Source organism: Streptomyces sp. NPDC127595, assembly GCF_042671685.1.
Taxonomy (GTDB): domain Bacteria; phylum Actinomycetota; class Actinomycetes; order Streptomycetales; family Streptomycetaceae; genus Streptomyces.
The window spans coordinates 46,805-70,049 of record NZ_JBHXWK010000007.1 but is presented as its reverse complement, the minus strand read 5'-3'; the positions used below and the strand labels follow the sequence as shown (position 1 = coordinate 70,049).

Annotated in this window: 18 protein-coding genes; 7 read left to right on the top strand and 11 right to left on the bottom strand. The window is 69.6% G+C overall.

Annotated features, from left to right (window positions below):
• Positions 1–69 precede the first annotated feature (69 nt).
• On the bottom strand, positions 70–957 hold the full coding sequence (gene panB, locus ACFVKT_RS22990; protein ID WP_385734343.1) for a 3-methyl-2-oxobutanoate hydroxymethyltransferase: 888 nt from the start codon (positions 955–957) through the stop codon (positions 70–72).
• 219 nt (positions 958–1,176) lie between these two features.
• Between panB and ACFVKT_RS22985 the strand changes: the two genes are divergently transcribed.
• From ACFVKT_RS22985 to ACFVKT_RS22970, 4 genes are all read left to right on the top strand, one after another.
• Positions 1,177–2,769 (top strand): MFS transporter, encoded by a 1,593-nt coding sequence (locus ACFVKT_RS22985; RefSeq protein WP_385734342.1) that lies wholly within the window; start codon positions 1,177–1,179, stop codon positions 2,767–2,769.
• Between the two features lie 121 nt (positions 2,770–2,890).
• A complete protein-coding gene (locus tag ACFVKT_RS22980) occupies positions 2,891–3,511 on the top strand; it encodes a TetR/AcrR family transcriptional regulator (protein ID WP_385734341.1) in 621 nt (206 codons plus the stop codon).
• 226 nt (positions 3,512–3,737) lie between these two features.
• On the top strand, positions 3,738–4,775 hold the full coding sequence (locus ACFVKT_RS22975) for an endonuclease/exonuclease/phosphatase family protein (protein WP_385734340.1): 1,038 nt from the start codon (positions 3,738–3,740) through the stop codon (positions 4,773–4,775).
• A 143-nt stretch (positions 4,776–4,918) separates the two neighbouring features.
• Positions 4,919–6,142, top strand: coding sequence for an MFS transporter (locus tag ACFVKT_RS22970; RefSeq protein WP_385734339.1), 1,224 nt, complete (start codon positions 4,919–4,921; stop codon positions 6,140–6,142).
• 153 nt (positions 6,143–6,295) lie between these two features.
• On the opposite strand, the gene ACFVKT_RS22965 is transcribed toward ACFVKT_RS22970, so the two are convergent.
• The 4 genes from ACFVKT_RS22965 to ACFVKT_RS22950 form a co-directional block, all read right to left on the bottom strand.
• Positions 6,296–8,323, bottom strand: coding sequence for an NAD(+) synthase (locus ACFVKT_RS22965; RefSeq protein WP_385735002.1), 2,028 nt, complete (start codon positions 8,321–8,323; stop codon positions 6,296–6,298).
• A gap of 132 nt (positions 8,324–8,455) precedes the next feature.
• The gene (locus ACFVKT_RS22960) at positions 8,456–10,396 is read right to left on the bottom strand and encodes a protease pro-enzyme activation domain-containing protein (protein WP_385734338.1); all 1,941 of its coding nucleotides are present in this window, start codon (positions 10,394–10,396) and stop codon (positions 8,456–8,458) included.
• A 215-nt stretch (positions 10,397–10,611) separates the two neighbouring features.
• A complete protein-coding gene (locus ACFVKT_RS22955) occupies positions 10,612–11,238 on the bottom strand; it encodes a DUF305 domain-containing protein (RefSeq protein ID WP_385734337.1) in 627 nt (208 codons plus the stop codon).
• 23 nt (positions 11,239–11,261) lie between these two features.
• Complete coding sequence (locus ACFVKT_RS22950; RefSeq protein ID WP_385734336.1) at positions 11,262–11,927, bottom strand: DUF3105 domain-containing protein; 666 nt, start codon at positions 11,925–11,927, stop codon at positions 11,262–11,264.
• A 361-nt stretch (positions 11,928–12,288) separates the two neighbouring features.
• On the opposite strand from ACFVKT_RS22950, the gene ACFVKT_RS22945 reads away from it, so the two are divergent.
• Positions 12,289–13,650: a glutamine synthetase family protein gene (locus ACFVKT_RS22945; RefSeq protein ID WP_365439817.1), complete on the top strand. Its 1,362-nt coding sequence runs from the start codon at positions 12,289–12,291 to the stop codon at positions 13,648–13,650.
• Positions 13,651–13,737: 87 nt separating this feature from the next.
• Here ACFVKT_RS22945 and ACFVKT_RS22940 read toward each other — a convergent pair whose 3' ends face one another.
• From ACFVKT_RS22940 to ACFVKT_RS22930, 3 genes are all read right to left on the bottom strand, one after another.
• Positions 13,738–14,553, bottom strand: coding sequence for an aminoglycoside N(3)-acetyltransferase (locus ACFVKT_RS22940; RefSeq protein ID WP_385734334.1), 816 nt, complete (start codon positions 14,551–14,553; stop codon positions 13,738–13,740).
• A gap of 80 nt (positions 14,554–14,633) precedes the next feature.
• Positions 14,634–15,074: a VOC family protein gene (locus tag ACFVKT_RS22935; protein ID WP_385734332.1), complete on the bottom strand. Its 441-nt coding sequence runs from the start codon at positions 15,072–15,074 to the stop codon at positions 14,634–14,636.
• Between the two features lie 80 nt (positions 15,075–15,154).
• On the bottom strand, positions 15,155–15,670 hold the full coding sequence (locus ACFVKT_RS22930) for a pyridoxamine 5'-phosphate oxidase family protein (protein ID WP_385734330.1): 516 nt from the start codon (positions 15,668–15,670) through the stop codon (positions 15,155–15,157).
• A 159-nt stretch (positions 15,671–15,829) separates the two neighbouring features.
• On the opposite strand from ACFVKT_RS22930, the gene ACFVKT_RS22925 reads away from it, so the two are divergent.
• Complete coding sequence (locus ACFVKT_RS22925; protein ID WP_385734328.1) at positions 15,830–18,832, top strand: bifunctional [glutamine synthetase] adenylyltransferase/[glutamine synthetase]-adenylyl-L-tyrosine phosphorylase; 3,003 nt, start codon at positions 15,830–15,832, stop codon at positions 18,830–18,832.
• A gap of 211 nt (positions 18,833–19,043) precedes the next feature.
• On the opposite strand, the gene ACFVKT_RS22920 is transcribed toward ACFVKT_RS22925, so the two are convergent.
• The gene (locus ACFVKT_RS22920) at positions 19,044–19,982 is read right to left on the bottom strand and encodes a DMT family transporter (RefSeq protein WP_385734326.1); all 939 of its coding nucleotides are present in this window, start codon (positions 19,980–19,982) and stop codon (positions 19,044–19,046) included.
• 71 nt (positions 19,983–20,053) lie between these two features.
• Here ACFVKT_RS22920 and ACFVKT_RS22915 point away from each other — a divergent pair, with 71 nt between their 5' ends.
• Positions 20,054–20,974 (top strand): LysR family transcriptional regulator, encoded by a 921-nt coding sequence (locus tag ACFVKT_RS22915; protein WP_385734324.1) that lies wholly within the window; start codon positions 20,054–20,056, stop codon positions 20,972–20,974.
• Here the strand turns inward: ACFVKT_RS22915 and ACFVKT_RS22910 are convergent.
• Complete coding sequence (locus ACFVKT_RS22910; protein WP_385734322.1) at positions 20,957–21,817, bottom strand: phosphatase PAP2 family protein; 861 nt, start codon at positions 21,815–21,817, stop codon at positions 20,957–20,959. The genes ACFVKT_RS22915 and ACFVKT_RS22910 overlap by 18 nt on opposite strands.
• Before the next feature lie 120 nt (positions 21,818–21,937).
• Entirely contained in the window at positions 21,938–22,972 is a 1,035-nt protein-coding gene (locus ACFVKT_RS22905; RefSeq protein ID WP_385734320.1) for a LacI family DNA-binding transcriptional regulator, read from the bottom strand.
• Positions 22,973–23,245: the final 273 nt, after the last annotated feature.

The window sequence follows — 23,245 nt, the reverse complement described above, 5'->3', positions numbered from 1 at the left end:
GGGTCGCCTCGGTGCCGCAGTGGCTCAGTGGACCTCAGGTCCCGGTGGGCCTCAGGTCCGCAATTGCTCTCAGTGCACGGAATGCTCGTCCAGCGGGAACGTTCCGCCGACGACGTCATCGGCGAACGCCTTCACCGCGTTGCCCATGACCTCGCGCAGGTTGGCGTACTGCTTGACGAACTTCGGCATTCTGCCGCCGGTCAGGCCGAGCATGTCGGTCCAGACGAGGACCTGCGCGTCCGTGTCGGGGCCCGCGCCGATACCGACCGTCGGGATGTGCAGGGTGCGGGTGACCTCGGCGGCCAGCTCCGCCGGGACCAGCTCGAGGACGACGGCGAACGCGCCCGCGTCCTGGACCGCCTTGGCGTCGCGCAGCAGCTGCTGGGCGGCTTCCTCGCCACGGCCCTGTACGCGGTAGCCCATGGAGTTCACGGACTGCGGGGTCAGGCCGATGTGCGCCATGACCGGGATCCCGGACTCCACCAGGAGCTCGATCTGGCGGTGCGAGCGCTCGCCGCCCTCCAGCTTCACCGCGCCGACCCCGGCCTCCTTGACGAGGCGGGTGGCCGAGCGGAGCGCCTGGACCGGGCCCTCCTGGTAGGACCCGAAGGGCAGGTCGCCCACGATCAGGGCACGGGAGGTGCCCCGGACGACCGACGCCGACAGCATGGTCATCTCGTCCATGGTGACGGGCACCGTGGTCTCGTATCCCAGGTGGACGTTGCCCGCCGAGTCGCCGACGAGCATGACCGGGATGCCGGCCTCGTCGAAGACGGACGCGGTCATCGCGTCGTACGCGGTGAGCATGGGCCACTTCTCACCGCGCTCCTTGGCGGCGGTGATGTCGCGCACCGTGATGCGGCGGGTGCTCTTGCCCCCGTACAGCGCCTTGCTGCTGTCGGTGGACGGGCGGACACCCTCCGCAGGCTGCTTCGCGGCAGCCGGAATCTGCGTCATCGCAACGGCTCCTTCTGTCATCTCGAGGCACCCTGACGGCGTCCCCGGATCACCTCCATGGTGGCACCTCGTGTCACGCGCGGCTAGACCGGGCCCGGAGACCCGCCAGGAGACGCCCCTCGGGGCCTCCTCCCTGCGACCTAGGTCCCTTTGTAAGGTCTCCGTAAAGCATTTTCGATACGAGACGGTGTCGTATCGAATGTCGTTAGGCTGGTCGCCATGACAACTTCCGCTCCCCCTTCCGAACGACACGTGCCCGAGGCGGTGCACAGGCGCCGCTGGGTCATCCTCGGCGTGCTCATGCTGAGCCTGCTGATCGTGGTGCTCGACAACTCGATCCTGAACGTCGCGATCAAGACGATCTCGACCCCCGAGCCCATCGGCCTCGGCGCCACCCAGGGTGAGCTGGAGTGGGCCATCAACGCCTACACCCTCGTCTTCGCCGGACTGCTCTTCACCGCGGGCCTCCTCGGCGACCGGCTCGGCCGCAAGAAGGTGCTGCTCGCCGGTCTCGCGGTGTTCGGCATAGGTTCGGCGCTGGCCGCCGAGTCCGGCTCACCGGTCCAGCTCATCGTGTTCCGCGCGGTGATGGGCCTCGGCGCCGCGTTCGTGATGCCCGCCACCCTCTCCGTCCTGATGAACGTCTTCGAGCGCGACGAGCAGCCCAAGGCCATCGGCATCTGGGCCGGCGGCGTCGGCCTCGCCATCGCGATCGGCCCGATCACCGGTGGCGTACTCCTCGACCACTTCTGGTGGGGCTCGGTCTTCCTGGTCAACGTGCCGATCGTGCTCATCGCGCTGGTCCTGATGGTCTGGCTGGTCCCGGACTCCCGCGACCCGAACCCCGGACGCGTCGACCCGATCGGCGTGGTCCTTTCCGTCGTCGGTCTCGTCCTGCTGGTCTACGGCATCATCAAGGGCGGCCAGCTGGCAGACTTCACCGACCCGACGGTACTGGCGACCATCGGGGCCGGAATCGCGGTGCTCGTCGGCTTCGTGATCTTCGAGAAGCGCAGCGACCACCCGTCCATCGACGTCACCTACTTCAAGAACAAGGTCTTCTCGGCCGCGATGGCCGCCATCGCGCTCGTCTTCTTCGCGCTGATGGGCGTCACCTTCTTCTCGGTCTTCTACACGCAGAGCGTGCGGGGCTACTCGCCGCTCCAGACCGGTCTGTTGATGCTGCCGCTCGCCGTCGCCCAGCTCATCTTCGCGCCGCGGGCCCGCCTCGTCGTCGACCGCTTCGGCAACAAGGCCACCTGCACGGCGGGGCTGCTGATCATCGCCGCGATGCTGGCCGCGTTCGCCACGCTGGACGCGGACACGCCGATCTGGATCCTGGAAGTCATCTTCTTCTTCATGGGCACCGGCATGGCGCACATCATGACCCCGACCAGCGTCGTGATCATGCAGGCCCTGCCGCGTGAGAAGGCGGGCTCCGCGTCCGCCCTCAGCAACACCTTCCGCCAGGTCGGCGGCGCCCTCGGCATCGCCGTCCTCGGCTCCGTCCTCTCCGCTGCCTACCGCAACAGCATCGAGGACAAGCTCACCCTGGTCCCGGCTGGCCTGCGGCACACCGCGGGCGAGTCCATCGAGGCCACCCTCGGCGTCGCCGCCCGGCTCGGACCCGAGGGCAAGAGCCTCATCACCCCCGCCAACGACGCCTTCCTGCACGCCATGCACGTCACCGCCCTCTGCGGCACGGGCGTCGCCGTCATCGGCGCGCTGATCGTGTTCCTCTTCCTGCCGGGCCGTCCTCCGGCGCCGCAGGAGGACAAGAAGGAGACGGAGTTGGTGAAGGCGGGGTCGTAACCACAGGCAACGCACGTGGAGACCGGGGAGAATCACCCCAGGCGCGACAGAGATCCAGGCGCAGCCAAGGTCCGGACGCAGTCAAGGATCAGGCGCAACCAAGGAGCGGACGGAGTTCGACGTGGACCTCGCTGAAAGCCAGGACAGGCACGAGGGTCCCCCAAGGGGTCGCCCCCGCAGCGAGGCCGTCGAACGCTCCATCATGGAAGGCGTGATGAAGCTCCTGGAGGAGGGCGTACCGCTCGGGGAGGTCTCCATCGAGCGCGTCGCCCGCACCGCCGGTGTCGGCAAGGCGACCATCTACCGCCGCTGGAGCGGCAAGGAGGCCCTCTTCGTCGACGTCCTGCGGGCCGCCGAGCCGCCCGACGCGGAACTCCCCGGCACCTCGATGCGTGAGGACCTGATCGTCATCCTGGAGCAGTTGCGCCAGCGCGGCCTGGTCTCCCGCTCGTCGCTGATCCTGCACAACGTCTACGCGCAGATGAAGAGCAGCCCCAAGGTCTGGGACGCGTACCACGCGACGGTCGTCGGACCGCGCCGCCTGATCGCCTTCGAGGTCCTGCGCCGCGGTCAGCAGAACGGCGAACTCCGCGAGGACATCGACATCGAGCTGCTCAACGACATGTTCGTCGGCCCCATGCTCGTACGGTCGCTCCTGCGCCCCGAGGCCGAACTCCCCGAAGACCTCGCGGAACGGATCGTGGACGCGGTGCTGGAGGGACTGGGCCCCGTCAAGCCGTAGTCCCCGCGCCGCACTCACCGGACGGTCCAGCCGATTTCTGACGGGTCGTATGTGCACGTTTTGTCACAGGGGACGCCTTCCACCTCCGTATTCGGAACTCCGGAGTCGAGGTTGCGCGTCCTCGTGCCCGTACGGCCGTCATGGGACGGCGGGAAGGACACGGATCATCCCCTAGGGTCGTAACCGCGGGGCAGACGGTGTGCACGGCAAGTTGTGAGGCGACGGTATGGCGCAGGCGTATATGACGGAGACGGGCAGCGGCGGCCAGGGGCCCGACCGCAGAGGGTCCCGGCTTCGGCGCCTGCTCGACGGCTGGCGCGGTGACCACGGCATCTGGCGCCGCGGTGTGATCCTCGCCGCGCTCGCGGTGATCCTCGCGCTGGTGATGCTGCTGCACTCACGCATCCCGAACGTGATCGGCAACCTGGGCAGCCTCACCGAGACCTTCCTGCCCTGGTGCGGCCTCGCCGTGCCGGTGCTGCTGGTCCTGGCCTTCGTACGGAAATCGGCGACCGCGCTGATCGCCGTGCTGCTGCCCGCGGTCGTCTGGCTGAACCTCTTCGGCGGGCTCATCAGCGACAAGCACGGGACCGGCGGGAACCTGACCGTCGCCACGCACAACGTCAACGCCGACAACCCGGACCCCGCGGGCACCGCCCGGGACGTGGCCGCGTCCGGCGCCGACGTGGTGGCCCTCGAAGAGCTGACGGCCACCGCGGTCCCGACATACGAGGAGGCGCTCGCGCCGACGTACAAGTACCACTCGGTGCAGGGCACCGTCGGCCTGTGGAGCAAGTACCCGGTGTCCGACTCACTGCCCGTGGACATCAAGCTGGGCTGGACGCGCGCGATGCGGGCCACGGTGACGACGCCGGAGGGCCCGATCGCCGTGTTCGTCGCCCACCTGCCCTCGGTACGGGTGAAGCTGGAGGCCGGGTTCACGGCCCACCAGCGTGACACGAGCGCCGACGCGCTGGGCGAGGCGATCGCCGACGACCCGAACAAGCAGGTGATCCTGCTCGGCGACCTGAACGGCACGATGAACGACCGCGCGCTCAACGCCGTCACCGCGCAGATGCGCTCCACACAGGGCGCGGCGGGCAGCGGCTTCGGCTTCAGCTGGCCCGCGGCGTTCCCGATGGCCCGGATCGACCAGATCATGGTCAAGGGGATCGAGCCGGTCACCTCCTGGACCCTGCCCAGGACCGGCAGTGATCACCTTCCGGTCGCCGCCCGCGTGAAGATCTCCGCAACCGGGTCTTAACCTCTTGGAATACTGAGCCTGAGAGGCTTTGTTCCACAGATGAACTTACGCGTCCCGTGTACATCGGTGTGCACGGGCGCGACCTCGCGCGCGTACGTCCCCACGCACCCCCGCGCGCCCTCCGCTCCCCTGAAAGGCCTCTCATGCCCCTGGCCCTGCTCGCCCTAGCCGTGGGCGCCTTCGGCATCGGTACCACCGAGTTCGTGATGATGGGCCTGCTGCCCGACGTCGCGGGCGACCTGCACATATCGATCCCCACGGCCGGTCACCTGGTCTCCGCGTACGCGCTCGGTGTCGTCATCGGCGCCCCGCTCCTGGCCGCGGCCACCGCACGGATGTCCCGGCGCAAGGTACTGATCGCCCTCATGCTGCTCTTCGTCGCGGGCAACGCGCTTTCCGCCCTCGCCCCCGACTACAACTGGCTGCTGGCCGCCCGTTTCCTCAGCGGCCTGCCGCACGGCGCCTTCTTCGGCGTGGGCGCCGTCGTCGCCACCAGCCTGGTCGCCCCCGAGCGCAAGGCGCGCTCCGTCTCCCTGATGTTCCTGGGCCTGACGGTCGCGAACGTCGTGGGCGTCCCGGTGGCCACGCTCATGGGCCAGCAGCTGGGCTGGCGCGCCACCTTCCTCGGCGTCAGCGTGATCGGCCTGCTGGCCGTCGCGTCCCTGGCGCTCCTCGTCCCCCACGACGGCACCCACGCGCCCGCGGCCGGCCTGCGCGGCGAACTGGCCGCCCTGCGCTCGCTCCCGGTCTGGCTGGCCCTCGGTACGACGGTCGCCGGCTTCGGCGCGCTGTTCGCCGCGTACAGCTACATCACACCGATGCTGACGGACGCCGCCGGATACGCCGACTCCAGCGTGACCCTGCTCCTCGCGCTGTTCGGCGTCGGCGCCACGGCCGGCAACCTGCTCGGCGGGCGTCTGGCGGACCGGTCGATGCGGGGCACGCTCTTCGGCGGCCTGATCTCGCTCGCGGTGGTCCTGGCGCTGTTCCCGCTACTGATGGGAACGGCGTGGAGCGCCCCGCTCGCCGTGCTCCTGCTCGGTACGGCGGCGTTCGTGACCAGCACGCCCCTGCTGATGATGGTCATGGAGAAGGCGTCGTCGGCCCCGTCCCTCGCCTCCTCGGCCAACCAGGCCGCGTTCAACCTGGCCAACGCGGGGGGTGCCTGGATCGGAGGCCTCGCGCTCGCGGCGGGGCTCGGCGTGACGTCCCCGGCGCTGGTGGGCGCGGGGCTCGCCGTGCTGGGGCTGGGAGTTGCCGGGGTGGCGTACGTGGTGGACCGTCGGCAGGTCCCGGTGTCCCGTGCCGGCCGGGAGCGTGTGGTGACCTCGCACGTGCCTGAGCACGCGGATTCGGTGCACCACTGAGTCTCTTCGCCCCCTCCGCCCCTGCCCCCGGCCGGGCTGGAGGTTTTCAGCCCGTCCGGCGTTTGAGGACGAGCGCGTTCAGCGCGAAGCGGGGGTCTGGGGGCGACAGCCCCCGGATACGGGACGGGCAGGGGCGGAGGGGGCGAAAACCGCCTAGTCGAACCGCGCCAGGTCCCGCAGCCAGACCGTCGCCGAGCTGTCCGACGGCGCTCGCCAGTCGCCCCGCGGCGACAGCGAACCGCCCGCCGAGACCTTCGGCCCGTTCGGCATGGCCGACCGCTTGAACTGCGCGAACGAGAAGAAGCGACGGCAGAAGACCTCCAGCCAGCGCCGGATCTCCGGCAGCTCGTACGCCACCCGCTTGGCCTCGGGGAAACCCGGCGGCCAGGCACCCGCGTCCGCGTCGTGCCAGGCATGCCAGGCCAGAAAGGCGATCTTCGACGGCCGGAACCCGTAGCGCAGCACATGGAAGAGCGTGAAGTCGTGCAGCGCGTACGGGCCGATCCTCGACTCGGTGGACTGCATCTCCTCACCCGGTACGAGTTCCGGGCTGATCTCGGTGTCGAGGATCGCGGCGAGGATCTTGCCGGCCTCCTCGCCGAACTGATCGCTGCCGATGACCCAGCGGATCAGATGCTGCATCAGCGTCTTCGGCACCCCCGAGTTCACGTTGTAGTGGCTCATCTGGTCGCCCACGCCGTACGTGGACCAGCCGAGCGCCAGCTCCGAGAGGTCACCGGTGCCGAGCACGATGCCGCCGCGCTGGTTGGCGAGCCGGAACAGATAGTCGGTGCGCAGCCCGGCCTGGACGTTCTCGAAGGTGACGTCGTACACCGGCTCCCCGGCGGCGAACGGGTGGCCCATCTCCTTCAGCATCAGCCGCGCGGTCGGCGTGATGTCCAGCTCGGCCGCGGTGACACCGAGCGTGGCCATCAGCTTGTGCGCGTTGTCCTTGGTGTGGTCGCTGGTGGCGAAGCCCGGCATCGTGAAGGCGAGGATGTCGCTGCGCGGGCGGCCCGCGCGGTCCATCGCGCGGGCGGCCACGATCAGCGCGTGCGTGGAATCCAGCCCGCCGGACACCCCGATGACGACCTTCGCGCCACCGATCGACGCGAGCCGCTGCTGCAACCCCGCGACCTGGATGTTGTACGCCTCGTAGCAGTCCAGGGCCAGCCGGTCGGCGTCCGCGGGCACGAACGGGAAGCGCTCGATCCGCCGCCGCAGGCCCAAGTCCTCGGTGGGCGGGTCGAGTTGGAACGACACGGTACGGAAGCCGGCCGTACGGGCGCCGTGCGTGCGCCGGTTGTCGTCGAAGGTGCCCATCCGCTGGCGCTCCTGCCGCAGCAGGTCGAGGTCGATGTCGGCGACGGCGAACTGGTCGTCGAGCGGGAAGCGGTCGGACTCGGCCAGCAGCGCCCCGTTCTCGTAGATCAGGGTCTGCCCGTCCCAGGACAGGTCGGTGGTCGACTCGCCCAGGCCGGCCGCCGCGTAGACGTACGCGGCGAGGCAGCGCGCGGACGCCGAGCGGCACAGCAGCTTGCGGTCCTCGGCCCGGCCGACGGTGATCGGGCTGCCGGAGAGGTTGGCGAGGACGGTCGCGCCCGCCAGGGCCGCCTCGGCGCTCGGCGGCACCGGCACCCACATGTCCTCGCAGATCTCCGTGTGCAGCACCAGACCGGGCACGTCGGCCGCCGCGAACAGCAGGTCCACGCCGAACGGCACCGGCTCCCCGCCGACCACGATCGTGCCGCCGCGCTGGTCGTCGCCGGCGGCGATCTGCCGACGCTCGTAGAACTCCCGGTAGTTCGGCGGGTACGACTTGGGCACGACCCCGAGGACCCGGCCGCGGTGTACGACCACCGCGCAGTTGTAGACCCGGTCGCGGTGGCGCAGCGGAGCACCGACGAGCAGGACCGGCAGCAGCCCGGCCGACCCCGCCACCACCTCCTGGAGCGCCTCCTCGACCTGGTCGAGCAGCGCGTCCTGGAGCAGCAGGTCCTCGATCGAGTAGCCGCACAGCACCATCTCCGGGAAGACGGCGAGGGCCACGCCCTCCTCGGCGCACCTGCGCGCGTGGCGCAGCACCGCCTCGGCGTTGGCGTGCGGGTCCGTGATGACGGTGTGGCCCGTACAGGCGGCGACGCGTGCGAAGCCGTGCTGATAGAGCGACCGGAAGTTCAGAGGAGGCACAAGGGCCAGTGTAATCGTCAGAGCGACGCGATGGGGTGGTGAAGGTCCGTCGGGAGGCAGACGTACGCCCGCCCCCGACGAGACCTCCGTCGGGGGCGGGCGCGGGGAACCATCGCCTGGGCCTCAGTGGCGGCCGTACGACTGGATGTAGCCGCTCGCCGGGGTACCCACCCCGGTGACGTCGTCGTAGCCCTTCACGGCGGACAGCGAGCTGTCCTTGCCGAGGCTGCGCACGGACGTGAGGAGACCGTCCGTGGCGTCGTAGCCGTTGGCGAAGTCGACGCGTGCCACGGCGAGACCGGAACCCGTGGGGTTGTCCGTGACGTCGTGGTACGCCTTCGAGCCGTACTTGGAGTAGATCGCCGGGTTGGCGAAGCCGATGGCCTTGCCGCCGCGCGTCTGCTGGGCCAGCGCCTGGACGGCCGCGATCACCGGCGCGGCGAGCGAGGTGCCGCCGATCCGGTACTCGCTGTACGCCTGTGTCCCGTCGGGCTGGGTCTGCGTCTGGCCGACCTTGAAACCGGTGTTGGGGTCGGCGACGGCCGAGATGTCCGGGACGACACGGTTGCCCGCGGTGCTGTTGGCCTTGGCCAGCGAGCCCGGGACGACACCCTTCTGGTAGTAGGGCTCCGCCACCGTGCTGCTGGTGCCGCCGCCCGCGCCCGAGGTGTACGCGCCGGGGAAGTCCGTCCAGCTCGTGCCGTCCGCGGAAAGCAGCGCCTTCTGGGTGCCCCAGCCGGTCTCGAACTGGTACTTGTCGCCCTTGCCGACCGCCAGCGAGGTACCGCCGACCGCCGTCACCCACGCCGAGTTGGCCGGGGTGTCGACCTGCTTCGTACCGGTGTGGGCGACCTCGTCGCCGTTGTCGCCGGAGGAGAAGTAGAAGCCGATGCCCTCGACCGCGCCGAGCTGGAAGACCTGGTCGTAGGCGGCCGCGATGTCGGTCGTCTCGTTGGCCTCGATGTCGCCCCAGGAGTTGGAGACGATGTCGGCGAGGTGCCCGTCGACGATCTTGCCCAGCGAGTCGAGCAGATCGTCGTCGTAGCAGGAGGCCGCGCCGACGTAGGTGATGTTCGCGGCGGGCGCGACCGCGTGCACGGCCTCGACGTCGAGGGTCTCCTCGCCGTACCAGCCCGCGGCCCCGCACTCCTCGGTCTTCGTGTAGTCGCTGGGCAGCACCTGGCGCAGCTGACCACTGCCGTACTTCGCGTCACCGTGCTTCTTGGCGTAGGTGGCCGCGTCGTACGCGATGGTCGGCGAGGCGTACGCGTCGGTGATGGCGACCCGCACCCCCTTGCCGGTGCTGGTGCCCGCTCCGTAGGCGGCCCGCAACTGCTTGCCGGTGTAGCCCTGGACGGCGTACGGGATCTTCGTGCCGTACGCGTCCGGCAGCGTGCTCGCGATGTTCGAGCCGTAGTACGAGGAGAACGGCCCGGAGTTGTTGAACACGGCGTCCGGCGGCGGCAGGGTGTCGCTGTGGCTCGCCTTGTGCGGGGCGTTGTCCAGGCCGGTGACGGTCAGGACGGCGCCGTCCAGGGCGGCCGGCGCGGAGGCCGTCGACGACGGCGCGCGGTAGGTCTTGCTGCCCTTGGTGTAGTTGTGCAGCTGGGTGGCGAACGCCTTCTCGGCGGCGGCGACATCACCCGTCACGGAGATGTAGTGCTGCGTGGTGCCGGTGACCTTCAGGCCCGCCGACTTCAGCCACGAAGTCACCGCGGTGACCTGCGCCTTGCTGGCGCCGAAGCGATTCTGCGCCTGCGTGGCGCTGAGGTGCTTCCCGTAGGAGACCGACTCCGGGTCGGACACGGCCTTCGCGTACGCGGCCAGACCCGAGGCGTCCTGGCCTGCGAGGTAGACCCGGGCGGAGACCTGGGAACTGTCGGCCGTGGCGCCCTTGTCGGCCTTCGCCGTCGCCCAGGTGGGCTTCGTGCCCGCGAGGGTGTCCCGGCTCGGGCCGTCCGCGGCCTGGGCCGCGGGTATGCCGAGCGCCAGCGCTCCGGCGAGCAGCGGCAGTGTCGCTGCCATGCTCACTCCGGCGCGCAGCGCTGCGCGGTTGGATCTCATGTAACCCCCTGCGATGCGGTTCGTCGCATGTAGTGGTCGGCCGGTGATCCGTGAACTCCTCGTGCCATATGGGTGCACAGGGAATGGATCACGCTGGGGTCACTCTTGCGACGAACCGTCCATGCCAGGGGAATGGGCGATCAATGGCTGGGCCAAGAAGAGCCCAAGGAACCGTATCCGCAGGGGATTTGGGAGTTACGCGTGCCTTGTGTACATCAACGTGCCTTCGCCCCCCGAGCCTTCAGCAGATCCGCCATCCGGTCGATCTCCGACTGCTGGGCCTCGACCATGCCCGTCGCGAGCCTGCGCTCCACGTCGACCTCGCACTTCGCCACGCAGCCCTCGGCCATGTGGATGCCGCCCTCGTGGTGCTCGGTCATGAGCTGGAGGTAGAGGACCTCGGCAGGCCTGCCACTCAGTGTGTTCAGCTTCTTCAACTCGGTGTTGGTCGCCATCCCCGGCATCAGCGCGCCGTCCTCGCCGGAGGCCATCCCGCCCATGCCCATCCAGGTCATCGGCCCCTCGGACGACACCTTCGGCAGCCCCCACAGATCGAGCCAGCCCAGCAGCATGCCCCGCTGGTTGGCCTGCGTCTGCGCGATGTCGTAGGCGAGACGCCGTACCTCCACGTCCTCGGTGCGGTCCCGCACGATGTACGACATCTCGACGGCCTGCTGATGATGGACGGCCATGTCCCGGGCGAACCCCGCGTCCGCGGAGTCGGCGGCGGGAACCTCCACCGCCGGTCCGCCACCGCCACCGTCGGCGACCGCGTACGTGATCGCCCCCGCCGCGACGAGCACCGCCGCCGCGGCCCCCGAGATCCACCCGACCTGCTTCATCCCCGCGACCCGGTTCCTTCGGCTCACTGGGACAGACCGCCGGTGCAAGGGGCGCCCGGCTCCGGCGTCTGGTCGCCCTGCACGAAGGACTCGAAGAACTTGTCGACATCGGCGTCGGTCGCGCTCGTCACCGTGCGCTGCTTGCCCCACGCGCTGAGCATGATCGGGTCCTTCTGGTCCTCGACGGGGCTCATCAGCGTGAACGGGGTCTTCTTGACCTTCTCCGCGAGCGCCTTTACGTCCGAGTCCGCGGCCTTGCTGTTGTACGTCACCCAGACCGCGCCGTGTTCCAGGGAGTGCACGGCGTTCATGTTGTTGATCGCCTTGGTGTAGACGTCGCCGTTGCAGTTCATCCACACCGCGTTGTGGTCACCGCCGACCGGAGGCTCCATCGGATAGTCGACGGTCTTGGTGACATGCGTCTGGGACAGCTTCGCGCTCCAGGTCTTCACACCGTCCGAGCCCGTGACGAAGTGCCCCGCGGTCCCCTTGGAGTCGCTCGCCGTGTCTTCCTTGCCGGACTGCGACCGGACCAGAACGACACCGCCCACGACGAGCCCGGCGACGACCACCACACTGCAGGCGATCACGAGAATCCGATTACGGCGCTCGCGGGACTGCTCCGCGCGACGCATTTCCGCTATGCGCGCCTGCCGGGAGGCGTTTCCGGTGTTCTTCGCGGAACCCATGGCGAGTCCTTATACCTGGAGGGACGGTCGGGACAGCTGATCGTAGTGGGAGACGGGCCGCCCATTACGGATGAGCCCCCGAGCAGGCAAGATGGGCAGCGGGGCGGGATCGGAAAAGGATCCGCATCAGGGGCCCGGAGCGGACCCGGATCCGGATCCTTATCGGGGTCCGGAGCGGCCCCGGAAGCAGAATCAGAGCAGGACACCTGGCGTATGCGAGGCGTTAAGGCGCCGGTAGGCCGGGCGATCAAGGTCCGCAACGCGCATGAAATGGTGTTGTGGTGGGATGCTCAGGTGCCCCGACCGTCCCCGAGGCGTGGGAGCAGGCGGCCTGACCAGCAAGGATGGGTGGAAGCGGAAGATGGACAAGCAGCAGGAGTTCGTGCTCCGGACACTGGAGGAGCGTGACATCCGGTTCGTACGCCTGTGGTTCACGGACGTACTCGGCTTCCTCAAGTCGGTGGCCGTGGCCCCGGCGGAGCTGGAACAGGCCTTCGACGAGGGCATCGGCTTCGACGGCTCGGCGATCGAGGGCTTCGCCCGTGTATACGAGTCCGACATGATCGCCAAGCCGGACCCCTCGACCTTCCAGGTCCTGCCGTGGCGCGCGGAGGCCCCGGGCACGGCCCGGATGTTCTGCGACATCCTGATGCCGGACGGCTCCCCGTCCTTCGCGGACCCGCGCTACGTCCTCAAGCGCACCCTCACCAAGACCTCCGACCTGGGCTTCACCTTCTACACCCACCCGGAGATCGAGTTCTTCCTGCTGAAGGACCGCCCGCTGGACGGAACGCGGCCCACCCCCGCGGACAACTCCGGCTACTTCGACCACACCCCGCAGAACGTCGGCATGGACTTCCGCCGCCAGGCGATCACCATGCTGGAGTCGATGGGCATCTCCGTCGAGTTCTCCCACCACGAGGGCGCGCCCGGCCAGCAGGAGATCGACCTCCGCTACGCAGACGCGCTGTCCACGGCGGACAACATCATGACGTTCCGCCTGGTCATGAAGCAGGTCGCGCTGGAGCAGGGCATCCAGGCCACCTTCATGCCGAAGCCGTTCTCCGAGCACCCCGGCTCGGGCATGCACACGCACCTCTCGCTCTTCGAGGGCGACCGCAACGCCTTCTACGAGTCCGGCTCGGAGTACCAGCTCTCCAAGGTCGGCCGCTCCTTCATCGCGGGCCTGCTGAAGCACGCCGCGGAGATCTCCGCCGTCACCAACCAGTGGGTCAACTCCTACAAGCGCATCTGGGGCGGCTCGGAGCGCACCGCGGGCGCCGGCGGCGAGGCCCCCTCGTACATCTGCTGGGGCCACAACAACCGCTCCGCGCTCGTCCGCGTCCCGATGTACAAGCCGGGCAAGACGGGCTCGGCGCGCGTGGAGGTCCGCTCCCTCGACTCGGGCGCGAACCCCTACCTCGCGTACGCGATGCTCCTCGCCGCCGGCCTCAAGGGCATCGAGGAGGGCTACGAGCTCCCGCCCGGCGCCGACGACGACGTCTGGGCCCTCTCCGACGCCGAGCGCCGCGCCATGGGCATCGAGCCCCTGCCCCAGAACCTCGGCGAGGCCCTGACCCTCATGGAACGCAGCGAACTCGTCGCCGAAACCCTCGGCGAACACGTCTTCGACTTCTTCCTCCGCAACAAGCGGCAGGAGTGGGAGGAGTACCGGTCGGAGGTCACGGCGTTCGAGCTGCGGAAGAACTTGCCGGTGCTTTAGGGGCAGGTCAGGGCAGGTTTGCCGCTTATTCAGCGAGTAGGGCCGACGGTCGTGGACCGTCGGCCCTACGGCGTTTCCGTCGCAGAACTAGCGGTCGACAGTGCGGTGCCCGGGAAACCACTCCCGCGCGAAGTCGACGGCGTCCACGAGACTCATCAGTCGGCATCGGGCCGCCCCCACCGCGCCGGTTTGCACGGCAGATCTCGCGTGCTCGAACTCCGCACCCAGCGCGCCGAAATCGCTGTCGTCCAAGGCGACATCGTCGTACTCCCACCACTGACGCCGGCCGTCCAGCCGGAGCACGCACCTGTAGGACCGCCGCGGAGGGGAGTCGACTCGGTACTCGCCGAGATGGAATGCGGTGCAGCTGTCGAAGCCGACGCCGAGCAGGAGAATCTGGGCGCGGAGCTCGTAGAGCCGGGCCAGTGGTGACCTCTCGCCCAGGTGGCAGTCGGGATGGTGGTCGTCGACGACCTTCGCCGCCTGGGGACCCAGGGCGACGAACGAGGTCTGCGGGTGGGCGCTGCGCAGGGAGTCCGGGTGGAGGCGGGCCGTCTCGGCCAGGATGCCCACGCCGGTCGACGGGGTGGTCGCCGGGTCGAACGGCGGCATACGCTCCCGGAAGGCGGTTCGGGCTTCGTCGCTCAGGCCGCGGACGTGTTCCCGGTGGGCGGCCGACGTATCGGAGTTGTCCGAGGTGAACCCCGGAACGACCAGCGTGCCGTCGGGGCCGAGCGCGCGGCGTAACGCGCGCAGCACGGTGTGCGCTCCTCCCTCTGTCTTTCCGAGGGAGCGCAGGGAGGCGTGCACCAGCAGGACGCCGCCCTCGGCGACTCCCAGTTCGGTGAGCTGGTGAGTGAGCTGGGCCTCGGTGAGTTCGGTCCCGTCGGAAACCGGGCTCAAGGTTTCTTGCCCCCCTGCGCTGTGGCGAAGCCGCGGTGCCCGGGCGCCGCGGCTTCCGGTGTCGTGCGGCCGACAGTGAACTACTGGCGCTCGGCGGCCAGTTCGCCCAGCAGCTTGTGGAGGGGCCGGGTCGCCCGCTGACGGTACTCCTGGATCGCCCAGCCGTTGCCGTCCGGGTCCTTGAAGTACATGAACGTGGCGCCGTCCTGCGGTGCGAACGTCTGCGGCTCGCTGACGTCGAGACCGCGCTCCTTCAGCTCCTCGTACGCGGCCTTGGCGTCCTCCACGCACAGTTGCAGCCCGTGGTACGTCCCCGGCTGCGGCGTCCCCGTCGGGATCGGGAGTCCGTTGATGAGCGCGATGGAACACCCGGAACCGGGCGGCGTGAGCTGCACGATCCGCACGCCCTCCATCACCTCTCCGTCGAGGTCCACGTGAAAACCGACCTTGTCCCGGTAGAACTCCTTGGCCCGGTCCACGTCGGTGACCGGCAGCGGGATCACTTCGAGGGTCATGTCCATGGGACGACTCCTTTGTCGTATGTCGTACGACCTCGTGTGCTGGATCTACTGCATCTACTGGATCTACTGGATCTGCGGGCTCACTCGAACCGCCAGCGCGTCTGGCTGAACGGCTCCCCCTTACCGAATCCGAAAACCGTGCGCGGCGCCACAGCGAAGACAAGAGCGGGGCCGCCACCACCGTCGAACGTCCCGTCCTCCCGTACGTCGAAGTGCCACTCGGCGCCGTATTTCTCCTCCCAAGCCTTGGCCAGACCCCGCAACCGGGCGTCGTCGCTCACGCGGACCGCCTCGCCCTCGACGACGAGGTCGTACCCCTCGGCCCAGGTGTTGGTGCCCGTGGTGAGGACGACCTGCGGGTTCCCGGCGAGGTTGTGCGCCTTGCGCTCCCGCGCGCCCGTCGTGAAGTGCAGCGCCCCGTCCTGCCAGACGCCGATCAGCGGCGTCACATGCGGCCGCCCGTCCGGCCGTACCGTCGACAGCCAGTACAGCTCGGCCGCGGCCAGCCGCGCCAGGGCCTGCGGCCAGGGGGTCGGCGTCGCTCCGGGACTGCCGTACCGGGGGTCGAGCTCGGTCTGCGGTTGCGTATCCGGCATGGGTGTCCTCCTGAGTCGACATGGTCCCGCTGTGGAGGAGACCCCGCACACCGGACGAAATCATCGGTCACGGCCGTGGCGCCCGCCCCGGAGCTTCCCGCCAGGTCTCCGGCTACGCTCAAGTCCGTATACGACCTTGATCCGACGGGAGGGCCGGGGATGACGGCGCCGGGGCGCAGGAGCAGTACCTTCACGCGGCTGCTGCGGCACGGTTTCACTGATCCGTCGGGCGCCGAGCGGCTGCTGGAGAGTGTTGAGCTGGCGCCGATAAAGGCCGATCCGGTGCTTCTCGACGCGCTCGGGGCCACCGCCGACCCGGATCTGGCGCTGCTCGGGCTCGTACGGCTCGTCGAGGCGCAGGAGGGGCCGGCGGCGCGGCGGGAGCTGCTCGACACGCTCATCGCGGCCAAGCCGCTGCGGGACCGGCTGCTCGGTGTGCTCGGTGCCTCCGCCGCGCTCGGCGACCATCTGGCCCGGCACCCACGCGACTGGCAGGAACTCGTGAGGTACGAGCCTCGGGACCTCCACCCCGGGGTGGAGGAGTTCGAGCGGGGGCTCGCCCCGGCAACCGATCCCGTGTCCCTGCGGGTCTTCTACCGGCGCTGCCTGCTGTCCATCGCCGCCCGTGACGTGTGCGGCACCACCGATCTCGCACAGACCGCCGCCGAACTCGCCGATCTCGCGACGGCGACCCTGCGTGCCGCGCTCGCCATCGCGCAGACCGCCGCGCCCGACGACGCCGCGCTGTGCCGGCTCGCCGTCGTCGCGATGGGCAAGTGCGGTGGCCACGAGCTCAACTACGTGTCCGATGTGGATGTCATCTTTGTGGGGGAGGCGGTGGACGGGGCCGATGAGGGCAAGGCCCTTCAGGCTGCCGGCCGGCTTGCCTCTCACCTGATGCGGATCTGTTCCGAGACCACTGTCGAGGGCAGTATCTGGCCGGTTGACGCCAACCTGCGGCCCGAGGGCAGGAACGGACCGCTCGTGCGGACCCTCAGCAGCCACCTCGCGTACTACCAACGATGGGCCAAGACCTGGGAGTTCCAGGCGCTCCTCAAGGCGCGCCCGGTGGCCGGTGACCTCAAGCTCGGCGAGGAGTACGTCGCCACGCTCGCGCCGCTCGTCTGGCACGCCGCCGAGCGCACGAACTTCGTCCCCGACGTGCAGAAGATGCGGCGCCGGGTGGTGGAGAACATCCCCGTCGCCGAGGTCGAGCGTGAGCTGAAGCTCGGGCCGGGTGGACTGCGGGATGTCGAATTCGCCGTCCAGCTGCTGCAGTTGGTGCACGGGCGGGCTGATACGTCGCTGCGGAGTGGTACCACTCTTGATGCGTTGAAGGCCTTGGCCGCCGGCGGCTATGTGGGCCGTGCGGACGCCGTACAGCTCGATGAGGCCTACCGGTTTCTGCGGTCCATGGAGCACCGGATACAGCTCTACCGGCTGCGGCGGACCCACCTCGTGCCCGAGGAGGACGCCGATCTGCGGCGCATCGGACGGTCGCTCGGCCTGCGCGCCGATCCCGTCGTCGAGCTGAACCGCGAGTGGAAGCGGCACGCCGCCGTCGTACGACGACTGCACGAGAAGCTCTTCTACCGGCCGCTGCTCGACGCCGTCGCCCAACTCGCGCCGGGGGAGACGCGGTTGAGTGCCGACGCGGCCCGCGAGCGGCTGGTCGCGCTCGGGTACGCCGATCCCGCGGCGGCGCTGCGGCATCTGGAGGCGCTGGCTTCCGGGGTGTCGCGCAAGGCCGCGATCCAACGGACGTTGCTGCCCGTGCTGTTGGGGTGGTTCGCGGATTCCGCCGATCCGGACGCGGGGCTGCTCAACTTCCGCAAGGTGTCCGACGCGTTGGGCAAGACCCCTTGGTATCTGCGGCTGTTGAGGGACGAGGGCGCCGCCGCGGAGAACCTTGCGCGGGTGCTGTCCGCCGGGCGGCTCGCGCCCGACCTGCTGTTGCGCGCCCCGGAGGCGGTCGCGCTGCTCGGCGACGGGGACGGGGGGCGGGGCGGGCTGGAACCGCGGTCCCGTGCCCATCTGGAGCAGGAGATCCTCGCGGCCGTGGGGCGGGCCGACGGGGGCGAACAGGCCGTCACGGCCGCGCGTGGGGTTCGGCGGCGTGAGCTGTTCCGTACGGCGGCGATGGACATCGTCGCGTCGTACGGCACCGAGGAGCACCCTGCCGTCGCCGACCAGGGCGCGCTCGTCGATCTGGTCGGTGGTGCGGTCTCCGACCTCACGGCGGCGACCCTCGCCGGGACGCTGCGGGCCGTGGTGCGGGACGGGTGGGGGGACACCCTGCCGACTCGGTTCGCGGTCATCGGCATGGGGCGGTTCGGGGGGCATGAGCTGGGCTACGGGTCCGATGCCGATGTGCTGTTCGTGCATGAGCCCCGGGACGGGGTCGGCGAGCAGGAGGCGTCTGTGGCCGCCAACGCCGTTGTTTCCGAGATGCGGCGGTTGCTTCTCATTCCGAGTGCGGATCCGCCGTTGCTGATCGACGCCGATCTGCGGCCCGAGGGGAAGTCCGGGCCGCTGGTGCGGACGCTGCGGTCTTACGAGGCCTACTACCGGCGCTGGTCGCTCGTGTGGGAGGCGCAGGCGTTGCTGCGGGCCGAAGTCGTCGCGGGGGATGCGGAGTTGGGGGCGCGGTTCATCGAGCTGGTCGATCCGCTGCGGTATCCGGCGGAGGGGCTCGGGGACGATGCCGTACGGGAGATCCGGCGGCTGAAGGCCCGTATGGAGTCGGAGCGGATGCCGCGTGGGGCCGATCCCACGCTGCACTCCAAGCTCGGGCGGGGTGGGTTGTCCGACGTCGAATGGACCGTGCAGTTGATGCAGCTTCGGCATGGGTGGGCGGAGCCGGGGCTGCGGACGACCCGGACGCGGGCGGCGTTGGCGGCGGCTTGTGCGGCGGGGTTGTTGGCGGGGGAGGATGCGGCGGTTCTGGATGAGGCGTGGGTGTTGGCTACGCGGGTGCGTAACGCGGTGATGCTGGTGCGGGGGCGGGCGGGGGACACGTTTCCGTCTGACGGGCGGGAACTGGCTGCCGTGGGGCGGTACTTGGGGTATGGGCCGGGGCATGTCGGGGACATGCTCGATGACTATCGGCGGGCTACTCGGCGGGCTCGGGGGCTGGTGGATGAGTTGTTCTACGGGGCGTGAGGCTTGCCTTGGGCGCCTGCGGTTCGGTGGGGGGTCGGGGCCGGGGGCCGGTACATCCGCCCGTCGCCGACGGGCACTCTGGTTTGTTGTTGGGCTGGGCCTTGGTGTGACCACGTTGGCGACGGGCATTTGATGTACCGGCCCCCGGCCCCTTCCCGCCGTGCGCGGCTGCGGGTGCCTGGGGGAGACCCTGGCGTCACCATGCCGGTCCCTACCGGCCGTTCGCGGGTGCGGGTGCTTGGGGGACGGGGGTTGTGTCCGTGACTTCTTGTGTCCTTGGGTTTTTGCGGGACAGGGCCACCCCCGTCAGGACTATGGCCATGCCGGCTATCACGCGTAGGCCGATCTGTTCGTTGAGGATCAGGGCGCCCAGGGCTACTGAGACGACGGGGAGGAGGTAGCCGACTGTGGCGGCGCTGGTGGGGCCCTCTTCGGCGATCATGCGGTAGTTGAGGTAGAAGGTGATGCCGGTGGCGAGGATGCCGAGGGCGGTGACGGCGAGTACGGCTGTGGCGTCGATGTGGCCGGGGGAGCCGCCGGTGGGCAGGGCCAGGGTGGTCCAGGCTGTGGCGGTGAGGAGTTGGGCTGCTGATACGGCCAGGGGGGCGCCGTGGGTGGTGAGGTGGCGGGCCATGTATGCGAAGGCGATCGCGTAGCTCGCGGCGGCGGCCAGCAGGGTGAGGGCTCCCCAGCTGGCCAGGCCCGCCCGGTGCCAGGGGGCGAAGATCAGGAGTACGCCGGCGAAGCCGAGGAAGAGGCCGGTCAGGCGTAGGGGGTGGAGGCCTCGGTCGGTGCCGAGGAGGAAGCCGATGAGGAGGGACCAGAGGGGGGTCGTCGCGTTCAGGACGCCCGCGATGCCGGAGTCCACCGTCTGCTCGCCGATGGCGAAGAGGGCGAAGGGGATGGCGTTGCAGAAGAGCGCCGCGACGGCGAGGTGGGCCCAGAGCTTGCGGGAGCGGGGGAGGTGCTGTTTCGCCCTGCGGGCCAGGAGCAGGAGGACCGCCGTTCCCAGGGCGCAGCGCGTGACCGTGATGTGGGTGGGGGAAAGGCCGTGGTTCAGGGCCAGTTTGATCCAGAGGAAGCCCGAGCCCCAGAGGAGGGCCAGGGCTGCCATGCGGAGAGAGGAGGCGAGGGAGCGGGGGCTTGGCATGGGTCCACGGTCCTGGAAGTGATCCTTGAGGACAAGTGAAGGGTTTTGTATGGACTGTTAAGCTGGGCTGCATGCTTGATGTGAGGCGTATGCAGGTTCTGTCCGCTGTGGTGGGGTGCGGGTCGGTTACCGGTGCTGCGGCTGATCTCGGGTACACGCCTTCTGCCGTCAGTCAGCAGATCGCCGCCCTGGAGAAGCAGGCCGGGGTCGAGCTGCTGGAGCGGGTGGGGCGTGGGGTGCGGCCTACCGCGGCGGGGCTGTTGCTGTCCGAGTACGCCGATGCCATCGGGCGGCAGGTCGCCGAGGCGGAGACCGCGCTTGAAGATCTGCGTGCCGGGCGCACGGGGCGGCTCGCTGTGCGTTACTTCGCCACGGCGGGGGCTTCGCTGGTGGCTCCTGCCATTGCCCGGTTCCGGGTCGAACATCCTGGTGTCGAGGTCGAGTTGAAGCTTGTCGATCCTGAGGATCCGCTGCCTGATGTGAAGGAGGGGCGGGCCGACCTGGCGCTCGTCGTGCGGCCGCCCCATGACTCCGGCGGCCCCGAGGGCGTACGGCTGGTGCATCTGCTCGACGATCCGTACCGCGCCGTGCTGCCCAAGGGGCACCGGCTCGCCGGGAAGCGTTCGATCGAACTGGCCGACCTCGCCGATGAGCCATGGGTCGGGAGTGAATGGCCGGGGTCCTGTCTTGACGCTCAGCTCGACGCCTGCGCCGTGGCCGGGTTCAGGCCGGGCTTCGTGGTCGAGAGCGAGGACTATGTGACCGCCCAGGGGTTCGTGGCGGCCGGGCTGGGGGTCAGCCTCATTCCGCGGCTCGGGCTCGGGGGGCTCCATCCGGATGTCGTCATCCGAAAGGTGCGTTCTCCCGAGCCGCAGCGGGCCATTTATGCGGCGGTGCGGGAGGCGGCGCCGCAGCAGCCGGCGCTGCGTGGGCTCATCGACGCCCTGCGGGACGCGGCCCGAGCCGGCGGGGGCTCAGGCCTTGACCGGTAGCAGCGGTGTCTTGCGTGATCCCGGTACCCACCGCGGCAGCGCGTACGGCAGGGCCCCGTACCAGAGCCGTGCCACCGTGAAGCCGAAGGCCAGGCAGAGCATGCCGCCCACCGCGTCGAGCCAGAAGTGGTTGGCCGTGGCGACGATGACCACCAGGGTGGCCACCGGGTAGAGCAGTCCGAGGACGCGGGCCCAGGGGGCGGAGGCCAGGGCGAAGATGGTGAGGCCGCACCACAGGGACCAGCCGATGTGCATGGACGGCATCGCGGCGTACTGGTTGGACATGTGCTTGAGGTCGCCGGAGGCCATGGAGCCCCAGGTCTGGTGGACCAGCACGGTGTCGACGAAGGTGCTGCCGCTCATCAGGCGGGGCGGCGCCAGCGGGTAGAAGTAGTAGCCGACGAGGGCCACCGCCGTGGTGGCGAAGAGGGCGAGGCGCGTTGCCGCGTAACGGCCGGGGTGACTGCGGTACAGCCACACCAGAACACCCAGCGTCACCACGAAGTGCAGCGTCGCGTAGTAGTAGTTCATCCCGATGATCAGCCATGTCACCGAGTTCACGGCGTGGTTGACGGATTCCTCGAAGGCGATGCCGAGCTGATGTTCCGTGTGCCAGATCCAGTCGGCGTTGCGCAGGGCCTGGCCGCGCTGCTCCGGGACCGCGTTCCGGATCAGCGAATACGTCCAGTAACTGACCGCGATGAGCACGATCTCGAACCAGAGGCGGGGGCGACGCGGGGTCCGCAGCCGACGCAGGAAACGCCGCCCCGCTTTCTCCTCCGCGACGGGCCCCGAAGCACTCTGCTCCCGGCCTTCCAGTGTCGTCACGGTTGTCTCACCCATAGGCACAGAGTCTGCCAGAAAAGCCTTGCCTCACAGATCATCCCTTGGTCGGGTCCGGGCCGCATGTTCTACGGCGAGAGGACTCCGACGAGTGCCGTACGGGCTCCTCCTCAAGGAGGATTACGGACGATTTCGGTCCCCGGGAGCCGAAGCCGTCGAACCGCGCACCACCAGCTCCGGCATGAACACGAACTCGCTGTGCGGCGCGGGCGTCCCGCCGATCTCCTCCAGCAACGTCCGTACCGCCGCCTGTCCCATGGCCGGCACCGGTTTGCGGACCGTGGTGAGCGGCGGGTCGGTGAAGGCTATGAGGGGGGAGTCGTCGAAGCCGACGACCGAGACGTCCTTGGGTACGTCCAGACCGCGCTGGCGCGCCGCCCTTATCGCGCCGAGCGCCATCATGTCGCTGGCGCACACGACGGCCGTACAGCCGCGGTCGATCAGTGCGGAGGCCGCGGCCTGACCGCCCTCCAGCGTGTACAGCGAGTGCTGGACCAGTCGCTCCTCGATGTCGGCGGCGGTCAGCCCCAACAGGTCCTGCATCGTGCGTATGAAGCCCTCGATCTTGCGCTGCACCGGCACGAACCGCTTGGGGCCCAGCGCGAGTCCGATGTGCGTGTGGCCGAGCGAGACGAGGTGGGTGACGGCCAGGGCCATCGCCGCGCGGTCGTCCGGCGAGATGAACGGCGCCTGGACCTTCGGCGAGAAACCGTCCACGAGGACGAACGGGACGCCCTGGGCGCGCAACTGGTCGTAGCGCTGCATGTCCGCCGAGGTGTCCGCGTGCAGGCCCGAGACGAAGATGATGCCGGCGACGCCCCGGTCCACCAGCATCTCCGTCAGCTCGTCCTCGGTGGAGCCGCCCGGGGTCTGGGTCGCCAGGACCGGCGTGTAGCCCTGCCGTGTCAGCGCCTGGCCGATGACCTGCGCGAGCGCGGGAAATATCGGGTTCTCCAGCTCCGGCGTGATCAGGCCCACCAGGCCCTCGCTGCGCTGCCGCAGCCGGACCGGGCGCTCGTAGCCGAGGACGTCGAGTGCGGCCAGGACGGTCTGGCGGGTGGTCGCGGCGACGCCCGGCTTCCCGTTCAGGACGCGGCTGACAGTCGCCTCGCTGACGCCCGCCTGGGCTGCGATGTCGGCAAGCCGTGTGGTCACGGGAGTGGACTGTACCGGCCGGTTCTCACCTTGCCCACCAACCGGACGCCGTGTGCGGGCGGTTGAACGGCCCGCTCCGGGCTGCTGCGTCATCGCGCTCCCTCGTGTAGTGGTCGGCTCGGCGTCCCGGGCTCGCGCCGCGGGAAGAGGCGGCTCCTGCAAGGCGCTGACGGGGCGATGATCCTCGTACCCGGCAGGTGTGGCAAGAGCTTGCAGAGTCTTGCACAGGGGGCTCGTGACTGCTGAGCGCCTTGTTCAGGGGCTTCCGGGGGG